Annotated in this window: 20 protein-coding genes; 6 read left to right on the forward strand and 14 right to left on the reverse strand. The window is 71.5% G+C overall.

What is annotated here, in order from left to right; all coding sequences use genetic code 11:
• The first annotated feature begins 210 nt into the window (after positions 1-210).
• The 3 genes from OHU35_RS26455 to sucD all read left to right on the forward strand — a co-directional run bounded on the left by OHU35_RS26455 (position 211) and on the right by sucD (position 3889).
• The gene (locus tag OHU35_RS26455) at positions 211-1302 is read left to right on the forward strand and encodes a hypothetical protein (RefSeq protein ID WP_405507121.1); all 1092 of its coding nucleotides are present in this window, start codon (positions 211-213) and stop codon (positions 1300-1302) included.
• Between the two features lie 502 nt (positions 1303-1804).
• A complete protein-coding gene (gene sucC, locus OHU35_RS26460; protein WP_189722767.1) occupies positions 1805-2983 on the forward strand; it encodes an ADP-forming succinate--CoA ligase subunit beta in 1179 nt (392 codons plus the stop codon).
• Between the two features lie 21 nt (positions 2984-3004).
• A complete protein-coding gene (gene sucD / locus OHU35_RS26465) occupies positions 3005-3889 on the forward strand; it encodes a succinate--CoA ligase subunit alpha (RefSeq protein ID WP_189722768.1) in 885 nt (294 codons plus the stop codon).
• Between the two features lie 74 nt (positions 3890-3963).
• On the opposite strand, the gene OHU35_RS26470 is transcribed toward sucD, so the two are convergent.
• On the reverse strand, positions 3964-5205 hold the full coding sequence (locus OHU35_RS26470) for a helix-turn-helix domain-containing protein (RefSeq protein ID WP_405507124.1): 1242 nt from the start codon (positions 5203-5205) through the stop codon (positions 3964-3966).
• A gap of 114 nt (positions 5206-5319) precedes the next feature.
• On the opposite strand from OHU35_RS26470, the gene OHU35_RS26475 reads away from it, so the two are divergent.
• Positions 5320-7356, forward strand: a complete 2037-nt coding sequence (locus OHU35_RS26475; protein ID WP_405509331.1) for a DUF6350 family protein — start codon at positions 5320-5322, stop codon at positions 7354-7356.
• Positions 7357-7372: 16 nt separating this feature from the next.
• On the opposite strand, the gene OHU35_RS26480 is transcribed toward OHU35_RS26475, so the two are convergent.
• Complete coding sequence (locus tag OHU35_RS26480) at positions 7373-8146, reverse strand: hypothetical protein (RefSeq protein WP_405507125.1); 774 nt, start codon at positions 8144-8146, stop codon at positions 7373-7375.
• A 346-nt stretch (positions 8147-8492) separates the two neighbouring features.
• Between OHU35_RS26480 and purN the strand changes: the two genes are divergently transcribed.
• Positions 8493-9131 carry a phosphoribosylglycinamide formyltransferase gene (gene purN, locus OHU35_RS26485; protein ID WP_189722771.1) on the forward strand — a complete coding sequence of 213 codons (639 nt, stop codon included), beginning with the start codon at positions 8493-8495 and terminating at the stop codon, positions 9129-9131.
• On the forward strand, positions 9128-10693 hold the full coding sequence (gene purH, locus OHU35_RS26490) for a bifunctional phosphoribosylaminoimidazolecarboxamide formyltransferase/IMP cyclohydrolase (protein WP_405507127.1): 1566 nt from the start codon (positions 9128-9130) through the stop codon (positions 10691-10693). Before purN ends, purH begins: the two co-directional genes overlap by 4 nt.
• A 332-nt stretch (positions 10694-11025) precedes the next feature.
• Here the strand turns inward: purH and OHU35_RS26495 are convergent, their stop codons facing one another.
• From OHU35_RS26495 to OHU35_RS26550, 12 genes are all read right to left on the reverse strand, one after another.
• Positions 11026-11457 (reverse strand): peptidoglycan-binding protein, encoded by a 432-nt coding sequence (locus OHU35_RS26495; protein ID WP_189722773.1) that lies wholly within the window; start codon positions 11455-11457, stop codon positions 11026-11028.
• 200 nt (positions 11458-11657) lie between these two features.
• Positions 11658-12110 (reverse strand): peptidoglycan-binding protein, encoded by a 453-nt coding sequence (locus OHU35_RS26500; RefSeq protein WP_189722774.1) that lies wholly within the window; start codon positions 12108-12110, stop codon positions 11658-11660.
• Between the two features lie 136 nt (positions 12111-12246).
• The gene (locus OHU35_RS26505) at positions 12247-12633 is read right to left on the reverse strand and encodes a peptidoglycan-binding protein (protein ID WP_189722775.1); all 387 of its coding nucleotides are present in this window, start codon (positions 12631-12633) and stop codon (positions 12247-12249) included.
• 262 nt (positions 12634-12895) lie between these two features.
• A complete protein-coding gene (locus OHU35_RS26510; RefSeq protein ID WP_189722776.1) occupies positions 12896-13363 on the reverse strand; it encodes a peptidoglycan-binding protein in 468 nt (155 codons plus the stop codon).
• Positions 13364-13705: 342 nt separating this feature from the next.
• Positions 13706-15193, reverse strand: a complete 1488-nt coding sequence (locus OHU35_RS26515; RefSeq protein WP_405507129.1) for a protein kinase domain-containing protein — start codon at positions 15191-15193, stop codon at positions 13706-13708.
• The gene (locus OHU35_RS26520) at positions 15190-15366 is read right to left on the reverse strand and encodes a hypothetical protein (RefSeq protein ID WP_189722778.1); all 177 of its coding nucleotides are present in this window, start codon (positions 15364-15366) and stop codon (positions 15190-15192) included. Before OHU35_RS26520 ends, OHU35_RS26515 begins: the two co-directional genes overlap by 4 nt.
• A gap of 122 nt (positions 15367-15488) precedes the next feature.
• Positions 15489-16097: an ALF repeat-containing protein gene (locus tag OHU35_RS26525; RefSeq protein ID WP_405507132.1), complete on the reverse strand. Its 609-nt coding sequence runs from the start codon at positions 16095-16097 to the stop codon at positions 15489-15491.
• 105 nt (positions 16098-16202) lie between these two features.
• Positions 16203-17555, reverse strand: coding sequence for a protein kinase domain-containing protein (locus tag OHU35_RS26530; RefSeq protein ID WP_405507134.1), 1353 nt, complete (start codon positions 17553-17555; stop codon positions 16203-16205).
• Complete coding sequence (locus tag OHU35_RS26535; protein ID WP_405507136.1) at positions 17552-18292, reverse strand: FHA domain-containing protein; 741 nt, start codon at positions 18290-18292, stop codon at positions 17552-17554. The genes OHU35_RS26530 and OHU35_RS26535 overlap by 4 nt, the downstream gene beginning before the upstream one ends.
• Before the next feature lie 192 nt (positions 18293-18484).
• Positions 18485-20041 (reverse strand): protein kinase domain-containing protein, encoded by a 1557-nt coding sequence (locus OHU35_RS26540; protein ID WP_233878536.1) that lies wholly within the window; start codon positions 20039-20041, stop codon positions 18485-18487.
• On the reverse strand, positions 20038-20784 hold the full coding sequence (locus tag OHU35_RS26545) for an FHA domain-containing protein (protein ID WP_405507138.1): 747 nt from the start codon (positions 20782-20784) through the stop codon (positions 20038-20040). The genes OHU35_RS26540 and OHU35_RS26545 overlap by 4 nt, the downstream gene beginning before the upstream one ends.
• 133 nt (positions 20785-20917) lie before the next feature.
• The gene (locus tag OHU35_RS26550) at positions 20918-21493 is read right to left on the reverse strand and encodes a hypothetical protein (protein WP_189722784.1); all 576 of its coding nucleotides are present in this window, start codon (positions 21491-21493) and stop codon (positions 20918-20920) included.
• Positions 21494-21671: the final 178 nt, after the last annotated feature.

Genomic DNA, 21671 nt, shown 5'->3' on the forward strand with positions numbered 1-21671 from the left:
CATCGTCGTCCGATTCGGTCCGGCAAAACGGATATGACGGGCCATCAGTCGAGAGGGGCTTGCGCGACCTCCGCACTCCCGTGCGAGGATCGGCGCCTGCTCGCCAGGGCGTCGCGCCGCGCCGGGCAGTGCCGCGTTGTGCCGACTCGCTGCCCGTAACGCGTGATGCGTTCCGCACTTGTTCCGTCGCACGGGAGGAAGCTCCCCCTCTTGTCCTCGTCAGCAGCTCTGTCCGGTGCCGCTGTGCGCATGCTGCGCACGGCGGCCGGGCGGCGTGCGCTCCAAGTGGCGCTGCTGGTGGGCGGGGTGCTCGTCATCGGGCTCCTGTGCGGCGAGCGGGCGTATGCGGCGGACGGTGTGCGGGCGTCGGCGGACAGCCCGGCCGGGCGGTTGGTCAGCGGGCAGAGACTGCTGGTTCGACCCGACGCGCACGCTCCGGCGGCCCGGGATCAGTCAGACGCGCACGCTCCGGCAGTCCGGAAGCGTCCCTCCGGCAGCACTCAGCTCGTCCGGGGCGTGGGGGAGCGGGCCGTACAAGTGGCCGACGGCGCGAGGGAGTCGGTCAGCAGGGAGCTGGTGAAGGCACAGGCGAGCCTGCCGACGCCGCCGAAGGTTCCCTCGCTGCCGGATGTGCCGGCCCTGCCCGTACCACCGAAGGTGCCGACGCTCCCCGTACCGCCGAAGGCGCCGTCCGCGCCTGCCCTGCCCGGTCTGCCGACCCTGCCTGACGCGCCGGCGATGCCGGACCTGCCCGGACTGCCGGGCCCACCCGCTCCGTCCGACGGCGACGTCACGGTCCCGGGAGCGCCCGCTCTGCCCGCGGCCCCCGGCGACCCGGCGTTCCCCAGTGACCCCCTGCCCGCGCCCGGCACGGTCGATCCGCAGCCGGGCGGGGCGACGACCCCGGCGGCGGGCACTCCTTCCGCCCCCGGCCGGACCGGGGCGGCGGCCCCCGTGGCGCGCGGCGTGCAGGGCGACCAGTACGGCGCCACACAAGCCGACCGCGCAGCCCACGATCACGCGGGCCACGACCGCGCGCACCACGTCAGACGCGCAGCCCATGCCGGACCGTCCGCGAGCGTCGGAGGCGCCGCCCCGGTCGGCCACGTGCCCGGAGGCCGTCCGGACGGCACGCTCTGCACCCGTTCCATGGCCGACAACGGCACACCGCGTCACGGCGACGCACATGCCGTCACGCTGAGCAGCCGTGCTCCGCTGAGCCTCGTGCGCGGTGTCGCTGCCCGCACCTGCGTGGCCGGCACCCGGGACAGCCACCGGGACATTCCCGTCCTTCCCGGCTAGCAGTCGCGCGGGGGCGTGCCCTTTCTGCCGCCCTCCACCGCAAGCACCCCTTGCCCCCAAGACTCCGCGAGCCCTCACGCCCGGACGGTCGAAAGCCGTCGACGGTCCGAGGCCGAAACCTCGTGGATGAGGTCGGCCGGCCCCCATTGGGGTGGGGACCAACCGACCCGCGCCCCGGAGAGCAGGGCCCTGAACTGGGCCTTTGTGTTCCTTCGGAGGTGTTCGGCGGGCCTCACCGGGTTTACCCCAGCCCGGTGAGGCCCCTCACTCCAGGCACGCTGTGCCAGAGAGCGCGGCATCATGTGACAGGTATCACCGCTCAGGTGTGACCCTCGATTTAGGGGCCTCCTGCAAGCAGCGATAACCTGCGAGACGGACATGCCGCGCGCTCGGACACCGTGTGCGCCTCCCTTGTGACTGACAGACGGCGGACGTCACGTTGCCCTCGCGGCACGCCCACGCAGACAACGAACCGCGAGATCACTGATAGGGACGGAAGCGCGTGGACCTGTTCGAGTACCAGGCGAGGGACCTCTTCGCCAAGCACGATGTACCGGTGCTGGCCGGTGAAGTCATCGACACGCCTGAGGCGGCCCGCGCAGCCACCGAGCGCCTCGGTGGCAAGTCCGTCGTCAAGGCCCAGGTGAAGGTCGGCGGCCGCGGCAAGGCCGGCGGCGTGAAGCTGGCGGCGACCACCGACGAGGCGGTCGAGCACGCGACCAACATCCTCGGCATGGACATCAAGGGCCACACGGTCCACAAGGTGATGATCGCCGAGACGGCTCCGGAGATCCTGGAGGAGTACTACGTCTCCTTCCTCCTGGACCGTGCCAACCGCACCTTCCTCTCCATCGCGTCCGTCGAGGGCGGCATGGAGATCGAGGAGGTGGCGGAGACCCGCCCCGAGGCCGTCGCCAAGACGCCGATCGACGCCAACGTGGGTGTGACCCCCGAGGTCGCGCGCCAGATCGTCGAGGCCGCGAACTTCCCGGCCGAGGTCGCCGACAAGGTCGCGAACATCCTCGTCACCCTGTGGAAGACCTTCGTCGAGGAGGACGCCCTCCTGGTCGAGGTCAACCCGCTGGCCAAGGTCGCCTCCGGTGACGTCATCGCCCTGGACGGCAAGGTCTCCCTCGACGAGAACGCCGAGTTCCGTCAGCCGGAGCACGAGGCTCTCCAGGACAAGGACGCGGCCAACCCGCTCGAGGCCGCCGCCAAGGAGAAGAACCTCAACTACGTCAAGCTCGACGGCGAGGTCGGCATCATCGGCAACGGCGCGGGTCTCGTCATGAGCACCCTGGACGTCGTCGCGTACGCCGGTGAGGCGCACGGTGGCGTCAAGCCCGCCAACTTCCTCGACATCGGCGGTGGCGCCTCCGCCGCCGTCATGGCGAACGGCCTGGAGATCATCCTCGGCGACCCGGACGTCAAGTCCGTCTTCGTCAACGTCTTCGGTGGCATCACCGCCTGCGACGAGGTCGCCAACGGCATCGTCCAGGCGCTCCAGCTGCTCAAGGACAAGGGCGAGGAAGTCACCAAGCCCCTGGTCGTCCGCCTGGACGGCAACAACGCGGAGCTCGGGCGCAAGATCCTCTCCGACGCCAACCACCCGCTGGTGCAGCGCGTGGACACCATGGACGGAGCGGCCGACAAGGCCGCCGAGCTCGCGGCTGCGAAGTAAGGGACGAGGGACTAAACAGCCATGGCTATCTTCCTCAACAAGGACAGCAAGGTCATCGTCCAGGGCATGACCGGTGCCACGGGCATGAAGCACACCAAGCTCATGCTGGCGGACGGCACGAACATCGTCGGTGGCGTGAACCCCCGCAAGGCGGGCACGTCCGTCGACATCGACGGCAACGACATCCCGGTCTTCGGCTCGGTCGCCGAGGCGATCGAGAAGACGGGTGCCGACGTATCCGTCCTCTTCGTGCCGCCGGCCTTCGCCAAGGCCGCCGTCGTCGAGGCCATCGACGCCGAGATCCCGCTCGCGGTCGTCATCACCGAGGGCATCGCCGTCCACGACTCGGCCGCGTTCTACGCCTACGCCGTGTCCCAGGGCAACAAGACCCGCATCATCGGCCCGAACTGCCCCGGTCTCATCACCCCGGGCCAGTCCAACGCCGGCATCATCCCGGGCGACATCACGAAGCCGGGCCGCATCGGTCTGGTCTCGAAGTCCGGCACGCTGACGTACCAGATGATGTACGAGCTGCGTGACATCGGCTTCTCCTCGGCCGTCGGCATCGGTGGCGACCCGGTCATCGGCACGACGCACATCGACGCGCTCGCCGCGTTCGAAGCCGACCCCGACACCGACCTGATCGTGATGATCGGTGAGATCGGCGGCGACGCCGAGGAGCGGGCCGCGGCCTTCATCAAGGAGAACGTGAAGAAGCCGGTCGTCGGCTACGTCGCGGGCTTCACCGCGCCCGAGGGCAAGACCATGGGCCACGCCGGCGCCATCGTCTCCGGCTCCTCCGGCACGGCCGCCGCGAAGAAGGAGGCCCTCGAGGCCGCCGGCGTCAAGGTCGGCAAGACCCCGACCGAGACGGCGAAGCTGGCCCGCGCCATCCTCGCCGGCTGAGCAGCGCCTCACGGCTCACAGGTGGGCCCGCTCCCCGCACGGGGGCGGGCCCACCGCCGTTTCACCAAGGGCGCTCACCGCGGCTGCGGCATCAGCCGGTCCGGCCCTTTCTGCTGCTCCTTGCGCAGCTTGGACCGCAGGTCCCGCTCCGACTCCGACAGCGGTCCGGGCGCCACCGGTGGCGGAACGCCCTGGACGGTCTCGCCCGGCGGCACCGGCGGCTCGTAGCGCGTCGGGGCCGTGCGCACAGTGAGCACCGTGGTCCCGGTCAGCAGGACCGTGAAGGCGATGGCGGCCCGGGTCCAGAGGCGGGCCCGGCGTTCCCCGGCCTGCCGCACCACCAGCGGCTTGGCGGCCCGCAGCCGCTCGGTGGAGGCGAGTTCGACCAGCCGCCAGTGCAGGACCTCCGGGTCCGCCAGTTCCGGCAGCCGCTCGGCGACCGCCTCGCGCGCGTGCATCAGCCGGTTCACGGCGGCGCGGGTGCTCGCCTCCGTCTCCGCCGCCGTCTCCGGGAGGCCCAGGCCGACACCGTCGTAGAGCAGCAGGGTGCGGCGGTACGACGGCGGGAGCCCCAGCAGGGTGTCCATCAGCGCGCGGTCGAACGCGTCGGGAGGCGGCGGCTCGGGGTGCCGGTAGCGGGGCCGGAGCCGGTGCCATGGGGAGAGCGCGCACTCGTACGCCACCGCGCGCACCCAGCCCGCCGGGTCCCGGTCGCGGGCCACCTCGGGCCAGCGATGCCAGGCGATCTGAAAGGCCCGCTCGACGGACTCCCGGGCCAGCTCACGGCGCCCGGTCAGCAGGTAGGTCTGCCGGACCAGCGCGGGTGCGCAGAAGGCGTACAGCGCGTCGAAGGCCTGTTCAGGGGCCAGGGCGGAGGTCGCGTCGTCCGGCCGGTGCGGGGCCTTCGCACGGTCGGGGGCCCGGCTGCGGCCGGCGAGGGTGACGCGGGCGGTGGTGTGCCCGCGGTCGGGGGCGGCGGCGCGGCCCCGGTCGGCGAGACGGGTGCGGTCCCGGTCCCTGGCCGGCGGGCGGCTCCTGGCACTCCTGCCCGGGGCGGAGGCCCTGCCTCGGTCGCTGGTGGCGACGCCCATATGAGGCTCCGTCACCTCCCGCTCCGTACCCAGTGAGTTCAGCAGTCGCGCGTACTTCTCCCCCTTCCGGCCGCGCGGCGTCGCGCGGCCGGTCTCCCATCCGCGCACCGTCTCGCTGGTGACGCCCACCCGGGAAGCCAGCTGAGCCCGCGTCAGCGAGGCGGCCTCGCGCAGGCGTCGGCGTTCCTTGGGCGGAGGCAGCGCGAGGGCAGGGCTCTGTGTCACAGGGCGCCCCTCAGTACGGAAAAGTACATAAACGTATATTGAGCGACACAACGGTGGTTCGCCTGTTACGACGGGAAAGCGCGTGTCGTTGGGAGCATGGCGGGCGTGATCAAGATGACCGCTCGCCGACGTCTGTTGGCGCTCCTGCTCACCCGGGTGCGCGACCGTTCGCCCGGACTGGGCGACGCCCTCGTGAGTGGTGCGGTGGCGGCGGGCCTGGGGCTCGCGTGGTTCGCCGTGCTGGTGATGATGCTGTGGATCACTTCGCCGTACCCCGACAGCGGGCCCGGCGGCGTGCTGCACGTCACGGCGGCGCTGTGGCTGCTGGCCCACGGAGCCGAGCTGGTCCGCGTCGACACGCTCTCCGGCGTCCCCGCCCCCGTGGGCATCTCGCCGCTGCTCCTGCTCGCGCTGCCCGTGTGGCTGTTGCTCCGGGCGGCACGCGACGCCACGGACGGCGGGGCGGGGGAAGGGGACGACGACGCCGACGGCTTCGAGGACATCGAGGATGTCGAGGACATGGACGGTGCGGGGCCGCCGCTGGTCGCCGCCCGTACGGCGTGGACGGGCGTCGTCCTCGGCTATCTGGCCGTCGCCCTGCCCGCCGCGCTGTTCGCCGCAGGCGGTGTGCTGCGGCCGTCGTGGCTGTGGACGGCGGTGTACGTGCCACTGGTCGCCGCCGTGGCGGCGGGGGTGGGTGTGTGGTCGGCGTACGGCCGTCCGGGCGGTCCGCTGCGGCGGCTGCTGCGGGTCCTGCCGGTGGGCCTGCGGCAGCTGGTCCACGGCCCGGACGGGCGCCCGGGTGTCGCCGCCCGGGCCGCGGCGGCCGGGGTGGCGGTGCTGCTCGGCGGCGGCGCGCTGCTGGTGGCGGTGTCGCTGGTGGTGCACGGCACGGACGCCCAGGCGTCGCTGCTCCGGCTGACCGAGGGGTGGTCGGGGCGGTTCGCGGTCCTGCTGCTGTGCGCGGCCCTGGTGCCGAACGCGGCGGTGTGGGGCGCCTCGTACGCCCTCGGCCCCGGCTTCGTCCTCGGCGCCGGCCATGTCGTCGGGCCGCTGTCCTCCGCGCCGCCGCCTTACCTGCCGACGTTTCCGCTGCTGGCGGCCGTGCCGGAGGCGGGGCAGGGGGCGTTGATGCACTGGGCGGCCGGGGCCGTTCCGGTGGTCGCCGGGGTGGTGGTGGGCCGGACCGTGGTGAAGGGCGCGGCCCCCGGCGAGCGCGGCGGGACGAAGCCGGGCGGCGGGCGGGGCGTCGGCTGGTCGCCGTGGCGCGGTGCCCGTGCCGCCGCTCTGGCGGCGCTGCTGTGCGCGGCCGTGCTCGCGGGGCTCGCCGCGCTGGCGGGCGGGCCGCTCGGGGTCGCCGTACTGGCCCGTTTCGGGCCGGTGTGGTGGCAGGTGGGCGCGGCGACCCTGGCATGGCTGACGCTGGTGGCGGTCCCGACGGCGGTGGGGGTCGGGATCTGGCGCTGCCGGTCACCCCGCGTGGAGGAGCCGGTGATCGGCAGGCAGCGTGAGGAGCCGGCCGAGGGCGCCCACAAGGCCGGGCGGAGGCGCCGCCGCGGGGGTTGGTTCGCGCGCTCCGGAGCCGCCGGAGCCGCAGGGCGGTCCGGACGCGCCGCGAGCGCCGGGGGCACGGGAGCCGCCGGGGATGGCGGAGCCGCCCGGGGCGCCAGGAACGCCAAGGGTGCCGGAGCCGCCGGGGATGCCAGAACCGCCAGAACCGCCAGAACCGCCAGAAATGCCAAGGGCGCCGGAGCCGCCTGGGATGCCGGAGTCGCCGAGGATGTCGGAACCGCCCGGGACGCCAAGAGCGCCAGGGGCGCCGGAGCGGACTGGGACGCTGGAGTCGCCGGGGATGCCAGAACCGCCAAGAGCGCCGGAGTCGCCGAGGATGCCGAAACCGCCCGGGACGCCAAGAGCGCCAGGGGCGCCGAGAACATCAAGGGCACCGGAAACGCCGGACGCGGCGCCTCGGCGTCGGACGGGGCTACGACGCCGCGCACCCCGGATTCCGCGACGGACCTGCCCTACGTCCCCTACGCACCCTTCGAGTACGACGCCCCGTACGGCCTGCGCGACGAGGACGACGACGCCGGCTACGAGCCCTACGACTTCCTGCCGGCCGACCCGGCTCGCGGGTCCGACAGCACCTGACGGTGCCGGGACCGCCTCAGTCGTTCGTCCCCAGCAGCCCCCGCAGCTCCTCCGGCAGAAGCTTCGTACAGGACTGCTCGGCCTGGTTGGTGAGGGCGTCGTTCGTGCACGTGTAGTAGTCGCTGTAGACCAGCTGCGCCGTGAAGGACGCGGCGACCAGGGCGATCGCCAGGGACGCCGTGACCAGGCCGCTGACCGCGGCGGTCGTCTGGGGGCGGCCCGGCTGCTCGGGGGCCGGGGAGTCCGGGTCGGGCCTGCGGGGCTTGGCGCGCAGCGCGCTGATGCCCCAGTAGAGGGCGAGCGCGCCGAGCAGCAGCGCCACGTACGGCCAGCTGAACAGGGCGAAGAAGAAGGCCCACATGCCCGACAGCAGGGCATAGCGCGCACGGCGCTGGGAGGGGTCCGTCGGGTCCCAGCGCAGGTTCGGGCCGCCCTGGGGCCCCTGGCCCTCGGGGCCGCCGCGGGGGCGCTCTCCGAAGCCGTCGGGGGAGCGGCCGGGCTGCCGGTCGCTCCACTGACTGCCCCACGGCGCACGGTCGCCCTCGCCGCCGTCCTGGGAGTCGTCGCCCGACGGGCGGCGGGGCTGCCAGGGCCGGTCCGGGGTGCCCTCGGGCGGCGGGGCGAAGGGGTTGTCCTCCTGGGGGCCGCGCTCCCGCCCGTCACCGCCGGAGCCGTCCGACGGCGCGTCGGGCGGTGAGCTGGGGCGCTCCCGCAGCAGCACGGCGCCGCGCTCCCCTCCCTGTGCCGACGGCGGGGGGAACGTGAGGAGTCGCAGGCTGCGGTCCGGCATCAAGTGAGCGTCTTCCCGTTGGTGAGTAGGACGGTGAGTGGGATCGGGGGTTCGGGACTGGGGGATCAGGACTGGACGAACAGAAGTCGGTGCGGCGTCGGGACCGGCTCCGTCACCCTCCTGAACGCGTCACGCCCGGACGGCGTTCCCGAACCGGCTCCGCCCAGACGCTACCTTCCGGCCACGCCCCCGTCCCGTGGGGGCCGTCCGGTGTGCCGGTATCGTTGCTGACGGCCGGCCGGTTCGTAGGCTTCCCCGTATACGGGAGCCCGAAGCATTCGTATGAATGTACAAACGCCACGGTCCGGCCGCCTGGACAGACGCTCCCCCGAGAAAGGCCCCCACCGTGGCCGCCAAGCCCGTGGCCCCGCGCGCCAAGCGCCTCGTCGTGCTGGTCTCCGGATCCGGCACCAACTTGCAGGCGCTCCTCGACGAGATCGCCGCCACCGGTGCGCAGGCGTACGGGGCCGAGATCGTGGCCGTCGGCGCCGACCGCGAGGGCATCGAGGGGCTGGCGCGCGCCGAGCGGGCCGGGCTGCCGACCTTCGTCCGCAAGGTCAAGGACCACGGGAGTCGCGAGGAGTGGGACACCGCCCTCGCCGAGGCCGTCGCCGCCTTCGAGCCCGACCTCGTCGTCTCCGCCGGCTTCATGAAGATCGTCGGCAAGGAGTTCCTCGCGCGGTTCGGCGGGCGGTTCGTCAACACGCACCCCGCCCTGCTGCCCAGTTTCCCGGGGGCCCACGGCGTGCGGGACGCGCTCGCGTACGGCGCCAAGGTCACCGGCTGCACCGTCCACTTCGTCGACGACGGCGTCGACACCGGGCCGATCATCGCGCAGGGCGTGGTGGAGGTCCGGGACGAGGACGACGAGAGCGCTCTGCACGAGCGCATCAAGGACGTCGAGCGAAGGCTGCTCGTCGAGGTCGTGGGGCGCCTGGCCCGCAACGGCTATCGCATTGAGGGACGAAAGGTAGTTATCCAGTGACCGCCGAGAGCAACAAGCGGCCCCTTCGCCGGGCGCTCGTCAGCGTCTACGACAAGACCGGGCTCGAGGACCTCGCGCGCGGGCTCCACGAGGCCGGGGTCGAGCTCGTCTCCACCGGCTCCACGGCCGCGAAGATCGCCGCTGCCGGCGTCCCCGTCACCAAGGTCGAGGAACTCACCGGCTTCCCCGAGTGCCTGGACGGCCGCGTCAAGACCCTGCACCCGCGCGTGCACGCGGGCATCCTCGCCGACCTGCGCCTCGAGGACCACCAGCGGCAGCTCGCCGAGCTGGGCGTCGAGCCGTTCGACCTGGTCGTCGTCAACCTCTACCCGTTCCGCGAGACCGTCGCCTCGGGCGCCTCGCCCGACGAGTGCGTCGAGCAGATCGACATCGGCGGTCCTTCGATGGTCCGCGCCGCCGCCAAGAACCACCCGTCGGTCGCGGTCGTCACCAGCCCCGCGCGCTACGCGGACGTCCTGTCCGCCGTGCAGAACGGCGGCTTCGACCTCGACACCCGCAAGCGGCTCGCCGCCGAGGCGTTCCAGCACACGGCCGCCTACGACGTCGCCGTCGCCTCCTGGTTCGCCTCCTCCTACGCGCCCGTCGACGAGTCGCGGTTCCCCGACTTCCTCGGCGCCACCTGGGAGCGCGAGCACACCCTGCGCTACGGCGAGAACCCGCACCAGCCGGCCGCGCTCTACGTCTCCCCGGACGGCGGCGGCCTCGCCCAGGCCGAGCAGCTGCACGGCAAGGAGATGTCGTACAACAACTACACGGACACGGACGCCGCCCGCCGTGCCGCGTACGACCACGCCGAGCCGTGCGTCGCGATCATCAAGCACGCCAACCCCTGCGGGATCGCGGTCGGCGCGGACGTCGCCGAGGCGCACCGCAAGGCGCACGCCTGCGACCCGCTGTCGGCGTTCGGCGGCGTGATCGCGGTCAACCGCCCGGTCAGCAAGGAGATGGCGGAGCAGGTCGCGGAGATCTTCACCGAGGTCATCGTGGCGCCGGACTACGAGGACGGCGCCCTCGAGGCCCTCACCAAGAAGAAGAACATCCGGGTGCTGCGCTGCCCCGACGGCCCCTCCGCCCCGGTCGAGGTCAAGCCGATCGACGGCGGCGCGTTGCTGCAGGTGACGGACCGGCTCCAGGCCGACGGCGACGACCCGGCCAACTGGACGCTGGCGACCGGCGAGGCGCTGAGCGCCGACGAGCTGGCCGACCTGGCCTTCGCCTGGAAGGCCTGCCGCGCGGTGAAGTCCAACGCGATCCTGCTCGCCAAGGACGGCGCCTCGGTGGGCGTCGGCATGGGACAGGTCAACCGCGTGGACTCCGCGAAGCTGGCAGTCGAGCGGGCAGGCGCCGAGCGCGCGGAGGGTTCGTACGCCGCCTCCGACGCCTTCTTCCCCTTCCCGGACGGCCTGGAGATCCTCACTGAGGCCGGTGTGAAGGCCGTGGTCCAGCCCGGCGGTTCGGTCCGTGACGAGCTGGTCGTCGAGGCCGCGCAGAAGGCGGGCGTCACGATGTACTTCACGGGGACGCGGCACTTCTTCCACTGACGGACACCTCACCCGGGCGGCGCCGCGGCGGCTCGACACCTACGTCGAACTGCGCGGTGCCGCCCAGGTGTTGGGTCACACCTTGCCGTCCACGGCGAGGTCCTTGGTCCAGGAACAGGGAGCGCCGGGTCCTGTGGAAAGGCCGCGGTGAGCGGAGGAAACGTGACGCTCACCGCGGCCGCGTACACGGGATGGACCACGCACCTCTGTCGGGGGCGTCAGCCGTACCGACTCCCCCGAGAGTGGTGCGTGAAAACACAGAGGCTGCGCCCGGACGCCCGACGCCGCGTCAGCCCCGTGCTCCGTTCACCCTGTCAAGGCAACGGGGTGGCTTAGACGCCCAGCTTCGAGCAACCCTGCACCGAGCCGCTGCCTCCCTTGTAGAGGGGCCACTTCATCACTTTGCGGGTCTCCGGCCCGTACACGCCGTCCACCCCCACGTCTCCGGCGTCCTGTACGGCCCGTACCGCCCGCCTGGTCTCCGGGCCGTAGATACCGTCCCGTGAGATGTCCTGATGACAGGTGTCGATGGCGATCTGGAGCGCGTACACGGCGTCCGACTGGGCCCCTTGAGACATCTCGCAGTTCCGTGATCCCGTGCCGGTGTAGTAGGGCTGGTAGGTGAAGAGCGACCCGGATGCGGACACCACCTTCTTGGCGTTGCACGTGGGGTACGAGGCGGCGTGAACCGCACCCGGAGACGTCAACACCGCACCCGCGCCCAACGCGAGAGCCCCCAGAGCAGAAGCCAGCTGCTTTCCCATGATCTCTTCCTCCCTCACACCAGAGTCTTCTGGCTGTCGTAGAAGCCGTGTCGCTCGGAAGCCGTAATTGCTGTGGCCGCTAGAGCTGCCGGCAGGCGTGTTCGCCGTTGCCGCTTCCGGTGCCGGACAACAGGACTGCTGCGGCCAGAGGCCCTGCGGGGGCTCGGGACGCGCGAGTGTTCGTCATGATGGCCCGGTTGTCAGAGTCGAACGCACTTGTAGTCGTAGGAGCCGCTGGTTCGGATGAACTCCCACTTCAGGTGAGTGCGGGTCTGGCTGCCGTAGATGCCGTCGGCGCTGATCCCTTCCTTGCCCTGGGCGTACTTCACGGCACTGGTGGTTTTGGGGCCGTATATGCCGTCCGGGTCCAGGCTGCGGTTGTAGCACGTGTTCAGCGAGCTCTGGAGCAGGGCGACGGAGCCGCTCGTCGCGTTCGGGCCCATCGTGCAGTCCTTGTTGCCGTTGTAGCCGGGGAGGTATGCCTTGTAGGCGACCCCGCCGAAGGTCTTGGTCACCGTGGCATAGCCGTCGTTGCAGTAGCCGGCGTACGCGGAGGCCGGCGCTGCCGTGGCGACGCCGAGGCCGAGACCCGACAACAGCGTCAGACTCGCGACGGCGCCTGCCGTGACGCGTGACCTGCGGAACTTCTTCATGTCTTCCCCCGTTTCGTGGTTGGTGTTTCTTGCAGTCGGCAGCACCCGTCTCGCGGTTCGGAGCGGGCGGATACGAAGGCTCGTGAGAACGAGCAACGATGCATCACCGCGGCATCGGACTGAGTGCCGCCGTCCGTTACGAGACAGTGCCGCAGTTGCCGGTCGTGGCGAGCCAGCGGAGCTTGTCGCGGGTCTTCGGGCCGTATACACCGTCGGCCGTGAGGTCCAGCTTTCCCTGCACGATCTCCAGTTCCTGCTCGGTGATCGGCCCGAAGTGACCGTCGACCTCCACTTTGGTTCGGCCGTGGCAGTGGCGCAGCGCGTTCTGGATCGCCTTCACGTGGGAACCGCTGGCGCCCTGCCCGGTGATGCAGCTGTCCGTGCTGCCGTAGGCGGGGATGTTGGTCAGTTGGTGCCCTTCCGCGTTGATGAAACGCCCGAGCGTCTTGTTGCACCAGTAGGTGGCGGAGTCGGCCGCGGTGGCGGTGGTGCCGGACAGGCTCAGCCCGGCAAGTAGCACCACGCCGGCGGAGAGTCCCGCCTTGGTTCGCAGAGTGCTGAGAGTGCGCAAGGTCTTTATGCCCCCTTGTTCTGGTTTGTCGGGTGCGATGGATGCGAGGCGAGGCCCTTCAGCCGGTCACAGATAGGCGTACTCGCCGCCGGCTTCCTCCGTGTTCATGAAGTGCCAGCCGATGTTGGTGCACGACTGCTTGCCGTAGACGCCGTCGAGGCGTGCTGAACGGTGTCTTGAGTGCCCTTATCGGATCGATCCCCCGTTTGTCCGGTTACGCTTCGATGTGGTGGTACTCGCCGAGCCGGACGCAGCCCCAGCGGGATCCCGACCGCTGGTCCCAGTACCAGTCGAGGCCCTCACGCGACTCCTTGCCGTACTTGCCGTCCACGCCCAGCCCTTCCTTGCCCTGCGCGTACTTGAGGGCTGCCTCGGTGGCGGGGCCGAAGTCTCCGTCGACGTCGAGGCTGCGGCCGTAGCACTTGTTCAGCGAGATCTGGAGCGCCTCCACGGCCGCGCTGTTCGCGCCCCGGTTCATGTAGCAGTCCATGGACTTGTCGTGGGCGGGGATCTTCGCTTCGAAGGCGAAGCTGAGGGAACCGAGCGCGCTGCTCCGGGTCACCGACTTGTTGCAGTAACCCGCGTAAGCCTCGGCCGGCGACGCCGTGGCCAGGCCGAGGCCGACGCCGGACAGCAGGACGGCGGCGGTGGAGAGTCCCGCCTTGGCGCGCAGAGTGCTCAATACGTGCATGGTCATTTCCCCCTTGGTGTGTGGCTTGCCCTCACTCTGGCGGAGGTGAGAAAGGACCTGAACCTGAAACTTTTCAGGGTCTGCCCCGTAGTTCGCACCACACGGTCTTGCCTTGTGCGTGCTGGTTCACGCCCCAGCGTGTGGCGACGGCGTACAGCAGGTGGCCGCGGCCTCGTCGTCGGTGGAGGGGTGGCGCATGACCAGCCAGGCGTGCGGGTCCGTGTCGGTGACCTCCTAGGTGCCGGCGGTCGGGTTCGGGTTGCAGGCGTGGGCGGGAGCGTCATGCCGAGCACGGCGCCCGCCTTACAGTGCCGCCCCATGGACCTTGGGGTCTCAGCCGAACAGCGAAAGGATCGTCCACAGCGTCGACTTGGTCGAGCAGCTGTCCACCAGCCGGTGCGACCGCGGTGCGGCCTCTCCCGCCACGTTGCCCATGGAGTTCACGGTCGAGCAGCCGCTGCGTTGGGCCATGCGGCGGCGGTCGGCACCGGCGGGCTCGAAGTCCGCCCCGCGGAAGTAGGTCACGTCGTGGTTCTTCCGCTCGTCCGCGACGTTGTTGAAGATCGAGCGGACCGGAGCACTGGCCGCCCATGTGCAGGTCTCGTCGCCCGAGTGCCAGTCGGCGTCGTCGCCGCGCCAGCTGCACAGGTCACCGTTGCCGTTGTATTCGCTGAAGAAGCAGACGCTGTCCTCGGGGCACCGGTGGTAGCCGTAGACCAGCTGGCCGTCAGGCCCTCTTGACGCCGACTCCGTGGGCAGGGCGGCGTACACCGGCACTCCGTCGTCCTGGTTCACGTAGATGTACCCCGCCCCGAGCGTCCCGGTCGTGGCCAGCAGCACTGTGGCCAGGGCCGACGTCAGTACGGGGTGCCGCTGCCAGAAGCGGGGGCGCAGGCGCGGCAGGCGGGCCGAGCGGGCGACGCCCGCCGCCTCCTCCACGCGGCGCAGGAGCGTGGCCGTGTCGTGCGTGACGCGTTCCCGGTGTTTCGGGGCCAGGCAGTCCCGCACTATCTCCCGCCACGCCTCGGGCAGATCGGGAGACAGCCGCAGTTCCTCCGCGCCCCGCGCGTACCGCATCGCCGCGTCGGTGCGAGCCTCCGTGCTGCTGCCCGGCAAGGGGTAGGAGCCCGTGAGGACCACGTGTGCGAGGACGCCGAAGGACCAGACATCGGCGGAAGGTCGGATCCGCGTGCCCCGCTCGTCGATCTCGGCCCAGAACAGTTCCGGTGGGGTGTAGTCGGGGGTGGCGAAGACGGGCGCGTACGCGTGTGTGCCTTCCAGTTCGGCGGCCAGGTTGAAGTCGGCCAGTCGTACCGAACCGTCCTTCATCAGCAGGACGTTGGCGGGCTTCAGATCGCCGTGCACCCAGCCCGCGTGGTGCAGTTGGTGCAGGCCCTCGCAGATCTGGGCCAGCAGCGCGGGGCCCGACTCGGGCGTCGGGTCGTGTTCCAGCAGGGCGTCCAGGGAGCCTTCGGCGCGTTCCAGGACGAGGACGGTGGCGCCGTCGAGTTCGGGGTGGTCCGGGTCGTCCACGGTCAGTGTCTCGTACATCCGGATCAGGCGCGGTGCGCGGAGCCGCTCCAGCAACTCCACTTCCCGCTTGGCCAGTTCGCGCAGATGGCGCAGTTGGCGCGGGGTGCGGGTGCCCGTCGGCAGGAACTTCAGGGCGGCCCGGCGGGGCAGGTCCGGATCCGCCTCGCCGGTCGCCCTGCCCGCGTACACGGTCGCGAAGGCCCCCGACGCCAGAGGCTCCCGTATCTCCCAGTGCCCCACGCGATAGCCCTGCGGTACGGGGACCGTGTGCGACTGCTGTCCGGTCATGGGGCCGCCTCGCTCGGTGCCGCGGTCAGCACGGCCGGGTCGTCCTCGCGGACCAGGCCGAAGGGCATCGCGAGGGAGACCGGCGACCCCAGGCGTTCCACCAGTTGCTCGACCGCCCGCAGCGGGGCGTCCGGTCCGACGCAAGCCGGTGGCACGACGATGACTCTGTGCACGGACCCGCCCCTCCCCCGATCCACGAGGGCAACCCTCACCCGCCAACGAAGGGCAGAGTAAGGGTCGTTCCAGACAGACGACGAAGCTTTGCCCGGGCCAGGGCGCGTCCGCGAGACGGGGCCTAGCCGTCCACCTCGTACTGCCCCACCTCGATGAAGTACCGCAGCTCCTCCGGCGTCCCGTCGATGGCGTCCTCCGCCGCGGCCCGCAGCGCGTCGCTGATGGTCGGGTCGGCGAGGATGCGGGCGACACGGACGCGGTCGTCCTCGGCCCGGGCGAGGCGGTAGCCGGTCTCCAGGAAGGCGCGAAGGGCCTGAGGGGTGTTGGCGTCGAGAGCCTCGTTGGCCTCCCTGATGACCGCCTTGTCGGTCTTCGGGGCGGCAGACGCGAGGATGCGGGCGATGGCGACGCGATCGTCCTCGGCCTGGGCTGTCCAACGGCCCGTCTCCAGGAAGTACCGCTGGTCCTCGATGGTGCCGTCCATGGCCTGCTGCGCGGCGGCGTACACGGCCTTGCCGGTGCTCGGGTCGGCGATGATGCGCATGATCGCGACTCGGACGTCGTCGTCGGACATCTCGTCGACACCCGAACCGGCCGCGTCGGTCGCGGTCGCCACGGCGACGGCGGACGGCGGAACGGACTCGGCGGCGACGGCCGGGCCGGTCAGCAGGAGCGCCGGGGCCAGTGCGGCGGTTGCCACGAGGGTCAGGGCGGTACCTATCGGTCTCACGTGTGAACCTTCCTTGAACCTGAATACGTCATGTGCCGGTGTGTGTATCTTTCCTGAGCTCGTGAGCCCGCGCCGGAGATCACCGCAATATCCAAGTCCCGCAGGTCACACCTCCCCGCCCTTCCGCAGCGCGTTCCACGTGCGCGCCTCCACCACTCCGTCGGCGTCCAGCCCCGCCCCCTTCTGGAAAGTCACCACCGCCCCGTGCGTCAGCGGGCCGAAGTCCCCGTCAACCTCGCCGACTTCGGTGATGCCGTGCAGATACCTGAGCAGGCACTGGGCCTCACGGACCTGGCTGCCGCCCTCACCCTGCTTGATGGTGAAGTCCCAGGTGTTGTTCCAGCCCGCGGTGTAGCCGCGGCCATGCGCCTCGTCCTCGTACACCACGGGCTTCTCGCAGCTGGGAGGTGCCGTGGCGGCGGGGGGCTCGTCGCGCAGCGCGTAGGTCACCGCTGTCCCGCCCAGCACCGCCACCGCCACGACCGCCGAGACCAGCACCGGACGCCGCCACCGCCGGGGCCGCAGCCTGGGCAGACGGGCCGAGCGGGAGGCGCCCGCCGCCTCTTCCACCCGGCGCAGGAGCGCACCGGCGTCAAGGACCCGGGCGACGCGCTCCACGTGAGTGGGGGCCAGACAGTCCCGGACGATCTCCCCCCAGGATTCGGGGAGTTCGGGGGACAGGCGTAACTCCTCGGCGCCGCGCGCAAAGCGCATCGCCGCGTCGGTACGTGCCTCGGTGCTGCCGCCCGGCAACGGGAAGGAGCCCGTGAGGACGACATGGGCGAGGACGCCGAAGGCCCAGACGTCGGCGGACGTACGGATGCGCGTGCCCCGCTCGTCGATCTCGGGCCACAGCAGCTCCGGTGGGGTGTAGTCGGGCGTGGCGAAGGCGGGTGAGTAGGCGTGCGTGCCCTCCAGCTCCGCCGCCATGTTGAAGTCGGCCAGTCGTACCGAGCCGTCTTTCAGCAACAGCACGTTGGCGGGCTTCAGGTCGCCGTGCACCCAGCCCGCGTGGTGCAACTGGTGCAGGCCCTCGCAGATCTGGGCCAGCAGAGCCGGGCCCGAATCCGGCTTCGGCTCGTGTTCCAGTACGGCGTCCAGGGAGCCCTCGGCCTGCTCCAGCACGAGCACGGTGGCGCCGTCCAGGTCCGGGTGCCCCGGGTCGTCGACCGTCAGGGTGTCGTACATGCGGATCAGCCGGGGCGCGCGCAGGCGGCCCAGCAACTCGACCTCTCGCTCGGCGAGTTCACGCAGGTGCCGCAGCTGCCGAGGTGTGCGGGTGCCGGTGGGCAGGAACTTCAGGGCGGCCCGGCCGGGCATCCCGGAGTCCCTTTCCTCGACGAGCCGCGCCGCGTACACGGTGGCGAACGCACCGGAGGCCAGAGCCCCGCGCACCTCCCACGCGCCGACCCGGTAGCCCTTCGGGACGGGGACGGCGTAGGACGACTGCCTGGTCACCGGACTGTCTCGCCCGCCGTCGCGGCCAGCACCACCAGGTCGTCCTCGCGGACCAGGTCGAAACGGAGCGCGAGCGAGACCAGCGAGTCCTTCTTGCCGTTGACGCGCAGGCTGGGCTCGGCGGCGTCGGGGCCGGGGCGCAGCCGGAGTTTGAGGGCCAGGTAGTCGATGTTCCAGTAGACGGACGACCGGCTGACCGTCGGCCAGACCGGACGTAATCGGTCCACCAACTGCTCCACCGCCGGAAGCGACGCGTGCGGTTCCCCGCGCAGCCGGGGCTCGCACAGGGCGGCCAGCACCGCGAAATACCGGCTGGTGCGGTCCAGGGCGAACGCCGGTGCCGTGGCGGCGCCGGGGAGTCCCCGGCGGTCGGCGCTGCGGAAGGCGTGGCGTGGCGCCCAGACGTCGAAGGTGAGCAGGTCTCCCGCCGCGGGCAGGACCACCCGTGAGAACTCGAACGGTACCGGGGCTTCCGTGCGGCCCGGCGCGATCTTGAGGTGTTCTCCCGCGCCCTCCGGGTTCTCCACCACGTAGGTCTGGTCCTCGCTGAGGTTGCTCAGCAGCCAGAAGGACCGGTGTGCCGTGATCTCCCCGGCGACCCGGGGCACCCCTTCGTGGTCGATCACGAGTCCGCCGTCCGTCCCGGCCCTGCCGAACGTCAGCCGTTCGCCCGCGGCGATCCTGATCTGCCCCTCCGTGCTGCCGCACATCGGTGGTACGACGATGACGCTGTACATGGAGTCGTCCCCCTCCTCCTACGACGCCAAGGGGCGCAGCCCTCAGTCCGATGAGGGGCAGGGTATGGGACGTTTTTCAACGAGTAAGAAGCCCTGCGCCTGATACGGCGTGTCTGTGAAGGGTTCGTGAGAGAAAGCGCCACCCGCGCGGGACGGGACCGGGACGACGGGGGTACCTCAGATCTCCCAGGATCACCTCTTCCCCGGCGGGCTGTACTCCTTGAGGTAGTGCGCGACGCGGTCGGCGTAGGCACGGGTGTCCGGGGGAACGCCGCCCGCGTCGTTCACCGTCTTGTACGACGTCCGGTACGCGGCGGCGACCAGCACCCGCCTCTCGCCCCGCAGCCCGGGCTCCAGGCGCGGGGCGATCCAGCACAGGTAGCGGCCCATCGCCGGGATGGACTCGGCGGGCGGGAACGGGGGTCGGGGGACGGCCTCGCCGGGAGTGCCGTCCTCGTTCATCCACCAGCGCAGGACGCGCGGGGTCCAGCGGGCGATGCCGTACTCGTCGTTGGCGGGGTCGGAGAGGTCCGGGTCGAAGTCGCTCTCCACCTTCAGCATGGCGGCGATCAGGGCCGGGGTGACGTCCTTCTGGTCGCAGTCGTGCGCCGTCTCCACGATCAGCAGCCGGTAGGCGGGCGGGATGCCCTGGTCGGTGCGCAGGTCGGAGGCGCCGTACGTGGCGGCCGAGACGTTCGCGGTGGCGCCGGAGCCACTGCCGCCGGGGGCGCCGTCGGCCCAGACGCTGAAGCCGTAGGCCAGGGCGGCGAGGACGCCGGCGGCCACGGCCGCCGCGACGGACGTACGGCGCACGCGGCGGGCCGGTCCCAGCCGGGGCAGCCGGAAGGGACGGAGAGCCGTCCCGGCGGCAGCCGCCCGGACGCGGCGCAGCAGTGCCTCGCCGGTGATGCGGTCCTGGTGCGACCGGGTCAGACAGGCCCGTACGATCTCCCGCCAGTCGTCGGCCAGTTCGGGCGACAGGCGCAGCTCGTCCGTGCCGCGGGCGTAGGCCGCCGCCGCGTCGCGGCGGGCGGTCGGGGTGGCGCCGGGCAGCGGGAAGGAGTCGGTGAGGACGAGGTGGGCGAGGACGCCGAAGGCCCACACGTCGGCGGAGGGGCGGATGCGGCGGCCCCGTTCGCCGATCTCGGTCCACAAGAGCTCGGGCGGCGTGTAGTCGGGGGTCGAGAAGGCCGGGGTGTAGGCGTGGGTGCCCTCCAGCTCGGCGGCCATGTTGAAGTCGGCCAGCCGGACCGAACCGTCCTCCATCAGCAGCACGTTGGCCGGCTTCAGGTCGCCGTGCACCCAGCCGGCGTCGTGCAACTGGGCCAGCCCCTCGCAGATCTGCGCGAGCAGCGCGGGACCCGCCTCGGGCCGGGGCGTCGCCGAGAGCAGGGCGGACAGGGAGCCCTTGGCCCGCTCCAGGACGAGGACGGTGGCGCCGTCCAGCTCCGGGTGGCCCGGGTCGTCGACGGTCAGCGTCTCGTACATCCGCACCAGGCGCGGGTGCTTCAGCCGCCGGTACAGCGCGACCTCCCGCTCGATCAGCTCGCGCAGGTGGGTGAGCCGGCGGGGCGTGGCCGTACCGGTGGGCAGGAACTTCAGGGCGGCGGTCCGGGGCAGCTCCGCGCTCTCACCGACGCGCCGGGCGGCGTACACACTGCCGAAGGCGCCGGTCGCGATCGGCTCGCGCACCTCCCAGGCGCCGACCCGGTAGCCCTTCGGCACGGGCACCGCGTAGGCCTCGTTCACCGGGTCACCCGGCCCGACGGGGCGGCCAGGACGACCAGGTCGTCCTCCCGGACCAGGTCGAAGCGGAGCGCCAGGGAGACCAGGGACTCCTTCTTGCCGTTGAGCCGCGGGCCCGTGTCCGCGCTCTCCGGGCCCGGTTTGAGGCGCAGCTTCACGGCGAGGTAGTCGATGTTCCACTGCACGGCCGTGCGGGACGCGGCCGGCCAGCTGGGGCGCAGGCGCTCGGCGACCTGGTCGACTGTGGGCAGCGGCGCGTGCGGGGTGCCGCGCAGGCGCGGTTCGCACAGGGCCGCCAGGACCGCGAAGTAGCGCTTGGTGCGGTCGACCGAGAAGGCCGGCGCGGTCGTGGCGCCGTCGAGGCCGCCCGAGCCGCTCAGATAGTCGTGGCGCGGCGCCCACACCTCCAGCGCCAGCAGGTCGCCTGCGGCGGGCAGCACGATCCGCGAGAACTCGAAGGGGATCGGCGCGTCCAGCCGCCCCGGCGCCACCTTGACGTGTTCGCCCGCGCCCTCCGGGTTCTCCACCACGTAGGTCTGTTCGCGGCTGAGGTTGCTCAGGATCCAGAAGGCGCCCTGCGCGGTGATCTCACCGGCCCGGCGGGAGACCCCGTCGTGGGTGATGGGCAGGTCGTTGTCGTGCGCGGACCGGCCGAAGGTGAGGCGTTCGCCGGGCGCGAGTCTCAGTTGGGTGCGGTTTCGCTCGTCCTCCGTGGTCGGCGGAGGTACCACGATGATGCTGTACAAGGTGCTCTCCCCGTGCCTGAACAGCTACCACCGTCAGACTAGGGCGACGCACCAGGGCCGTGCCCCCCACGTACGGGTGAGACACGGCCCTTGGATGTGATTGGCGTGAACTGGTCCGGTCGCCGGGGGAGGTTCAGTAACGGGGGCGGTTGAACCAGGCCTTGCCGTTGGCGTTGCCGACGAACACCGCGACCAGGATGGCCAGGATGGTGTGCACCAGGCCGATGATGACGAACGGGTAGATGCCGAGGACGGCCGTGATGATGGCGAAGACCAGGATGGTGATCCGGGCGCTGTTGCCGCCGGACTTGAACTTCGTCGCCAGGACCGCGCCGAACACGAGCCAGGCCAGGCCGAACACGACGTAGCCCCAGATCACGCCGGTCGACTGGCCGACCAGGTCCTGGAAGGCGGTGTTGTCCTGGAGGGACTCGTCGTCCTTGGCGGCGTTGAGGGCCGCGGCGGCGAAGGCCATGAGCGCCACGCCGACGACCTGCAGACCGACGATCACCCACATCATCGCGCGGGCCGCGCTCACCGAGCCCGCCATCGTGGTCGGCGCGGCGGGGCCGGCGCCGTAGGGGGACACCGGAGGGGCCTGCGGGTAGCCGTATCCGGGCGCCTGGCCCTGCTGCGGGGTGCCGTAGCCCGGCTGCTGCGGCTGTCCCTGGGGAGCGCCGTAGGGGTTGTTCGGGTCGCCGTAGCTCATGGCTGGTTTTCCTCCGTTGGTTCCGAGTGCGGGGACGACGCGGGGCATCCGCACGGAGGAGAAGTACTTCAGATTGCGACCGTCCCCCCGTTGAACTGCCCGCGGCACTTGTCATGTCATCGTTCTGCACCGGTGACTGGCTTGTCCAGCCGCATTCCCGATGTGTTGTGCAAGTGCA

The organism is Streptomyces purpurascens (genome assembly GCF_045040895.1).
Lineage (GTDB): Bacteria > Actinomycetota > Actinomycetes > Streptomycetales > Streptomycetaceae > Streptomyces > Streptomyces purpurascens.

Coding starts and splice junctions, on each gene's coding strand:
- OHU35_RS26550 (WP_189722784.1), bottom strand. CDS start 21,493: ATGAGCTACGGCGACCCGAACAACCCCTACGGCGCTCCCCAGGGACAG.
- OHU35_RS26535 (WP_405507136.1), bottom strand. CDS start 18,292: ATGTACAGCGTCATCGTCGTACCACCGATGTGCGGCAGCACGGAGGGG.
- OHU35_RS26480 (WP_405507125.1), bottom strand. CDS start 8,146: ATGCCGGACCGCAGCCTGCGACTCCTCACGTTCCCCCCGCCGTCGGCA.
- OHU35_RS26495 (WP_189722773.1), bottom strand. CDS start 11,457: ATGGGAAAGCAGCTGGCTTCTGCTCTGGGGGCTCTCGCGTTGGGCGCG.
- OHU35_RS26515 (WP_405507129.1), bottom strand. CDS start 15,193: ATGACCGGACAGCAGTCGCACACGGTCCCCGTACCGCAGGGCTATCGC.
- OHU35_RS26500 (WP_189722774.1), bottom strand. CDS start 12,110: ATGAAGAAGTTCCGCAGGTCACGCGTCACGGCAGGCGCCGTCGCGAGT.
- OHU35_RS26475 (WP_405509331.1), top strand. CDS start 5,320: ATGACCGCTCGCCGACGTCTGTTGGCGCTCCTGCTCACCCGGGTGCGC.
- sucD (WP_189722768.1), top strand. CDS start 3,005: ATGGCTATCTTCCTCAACAAGGACAGCAAGGTCATCGTCCAGGGCATG.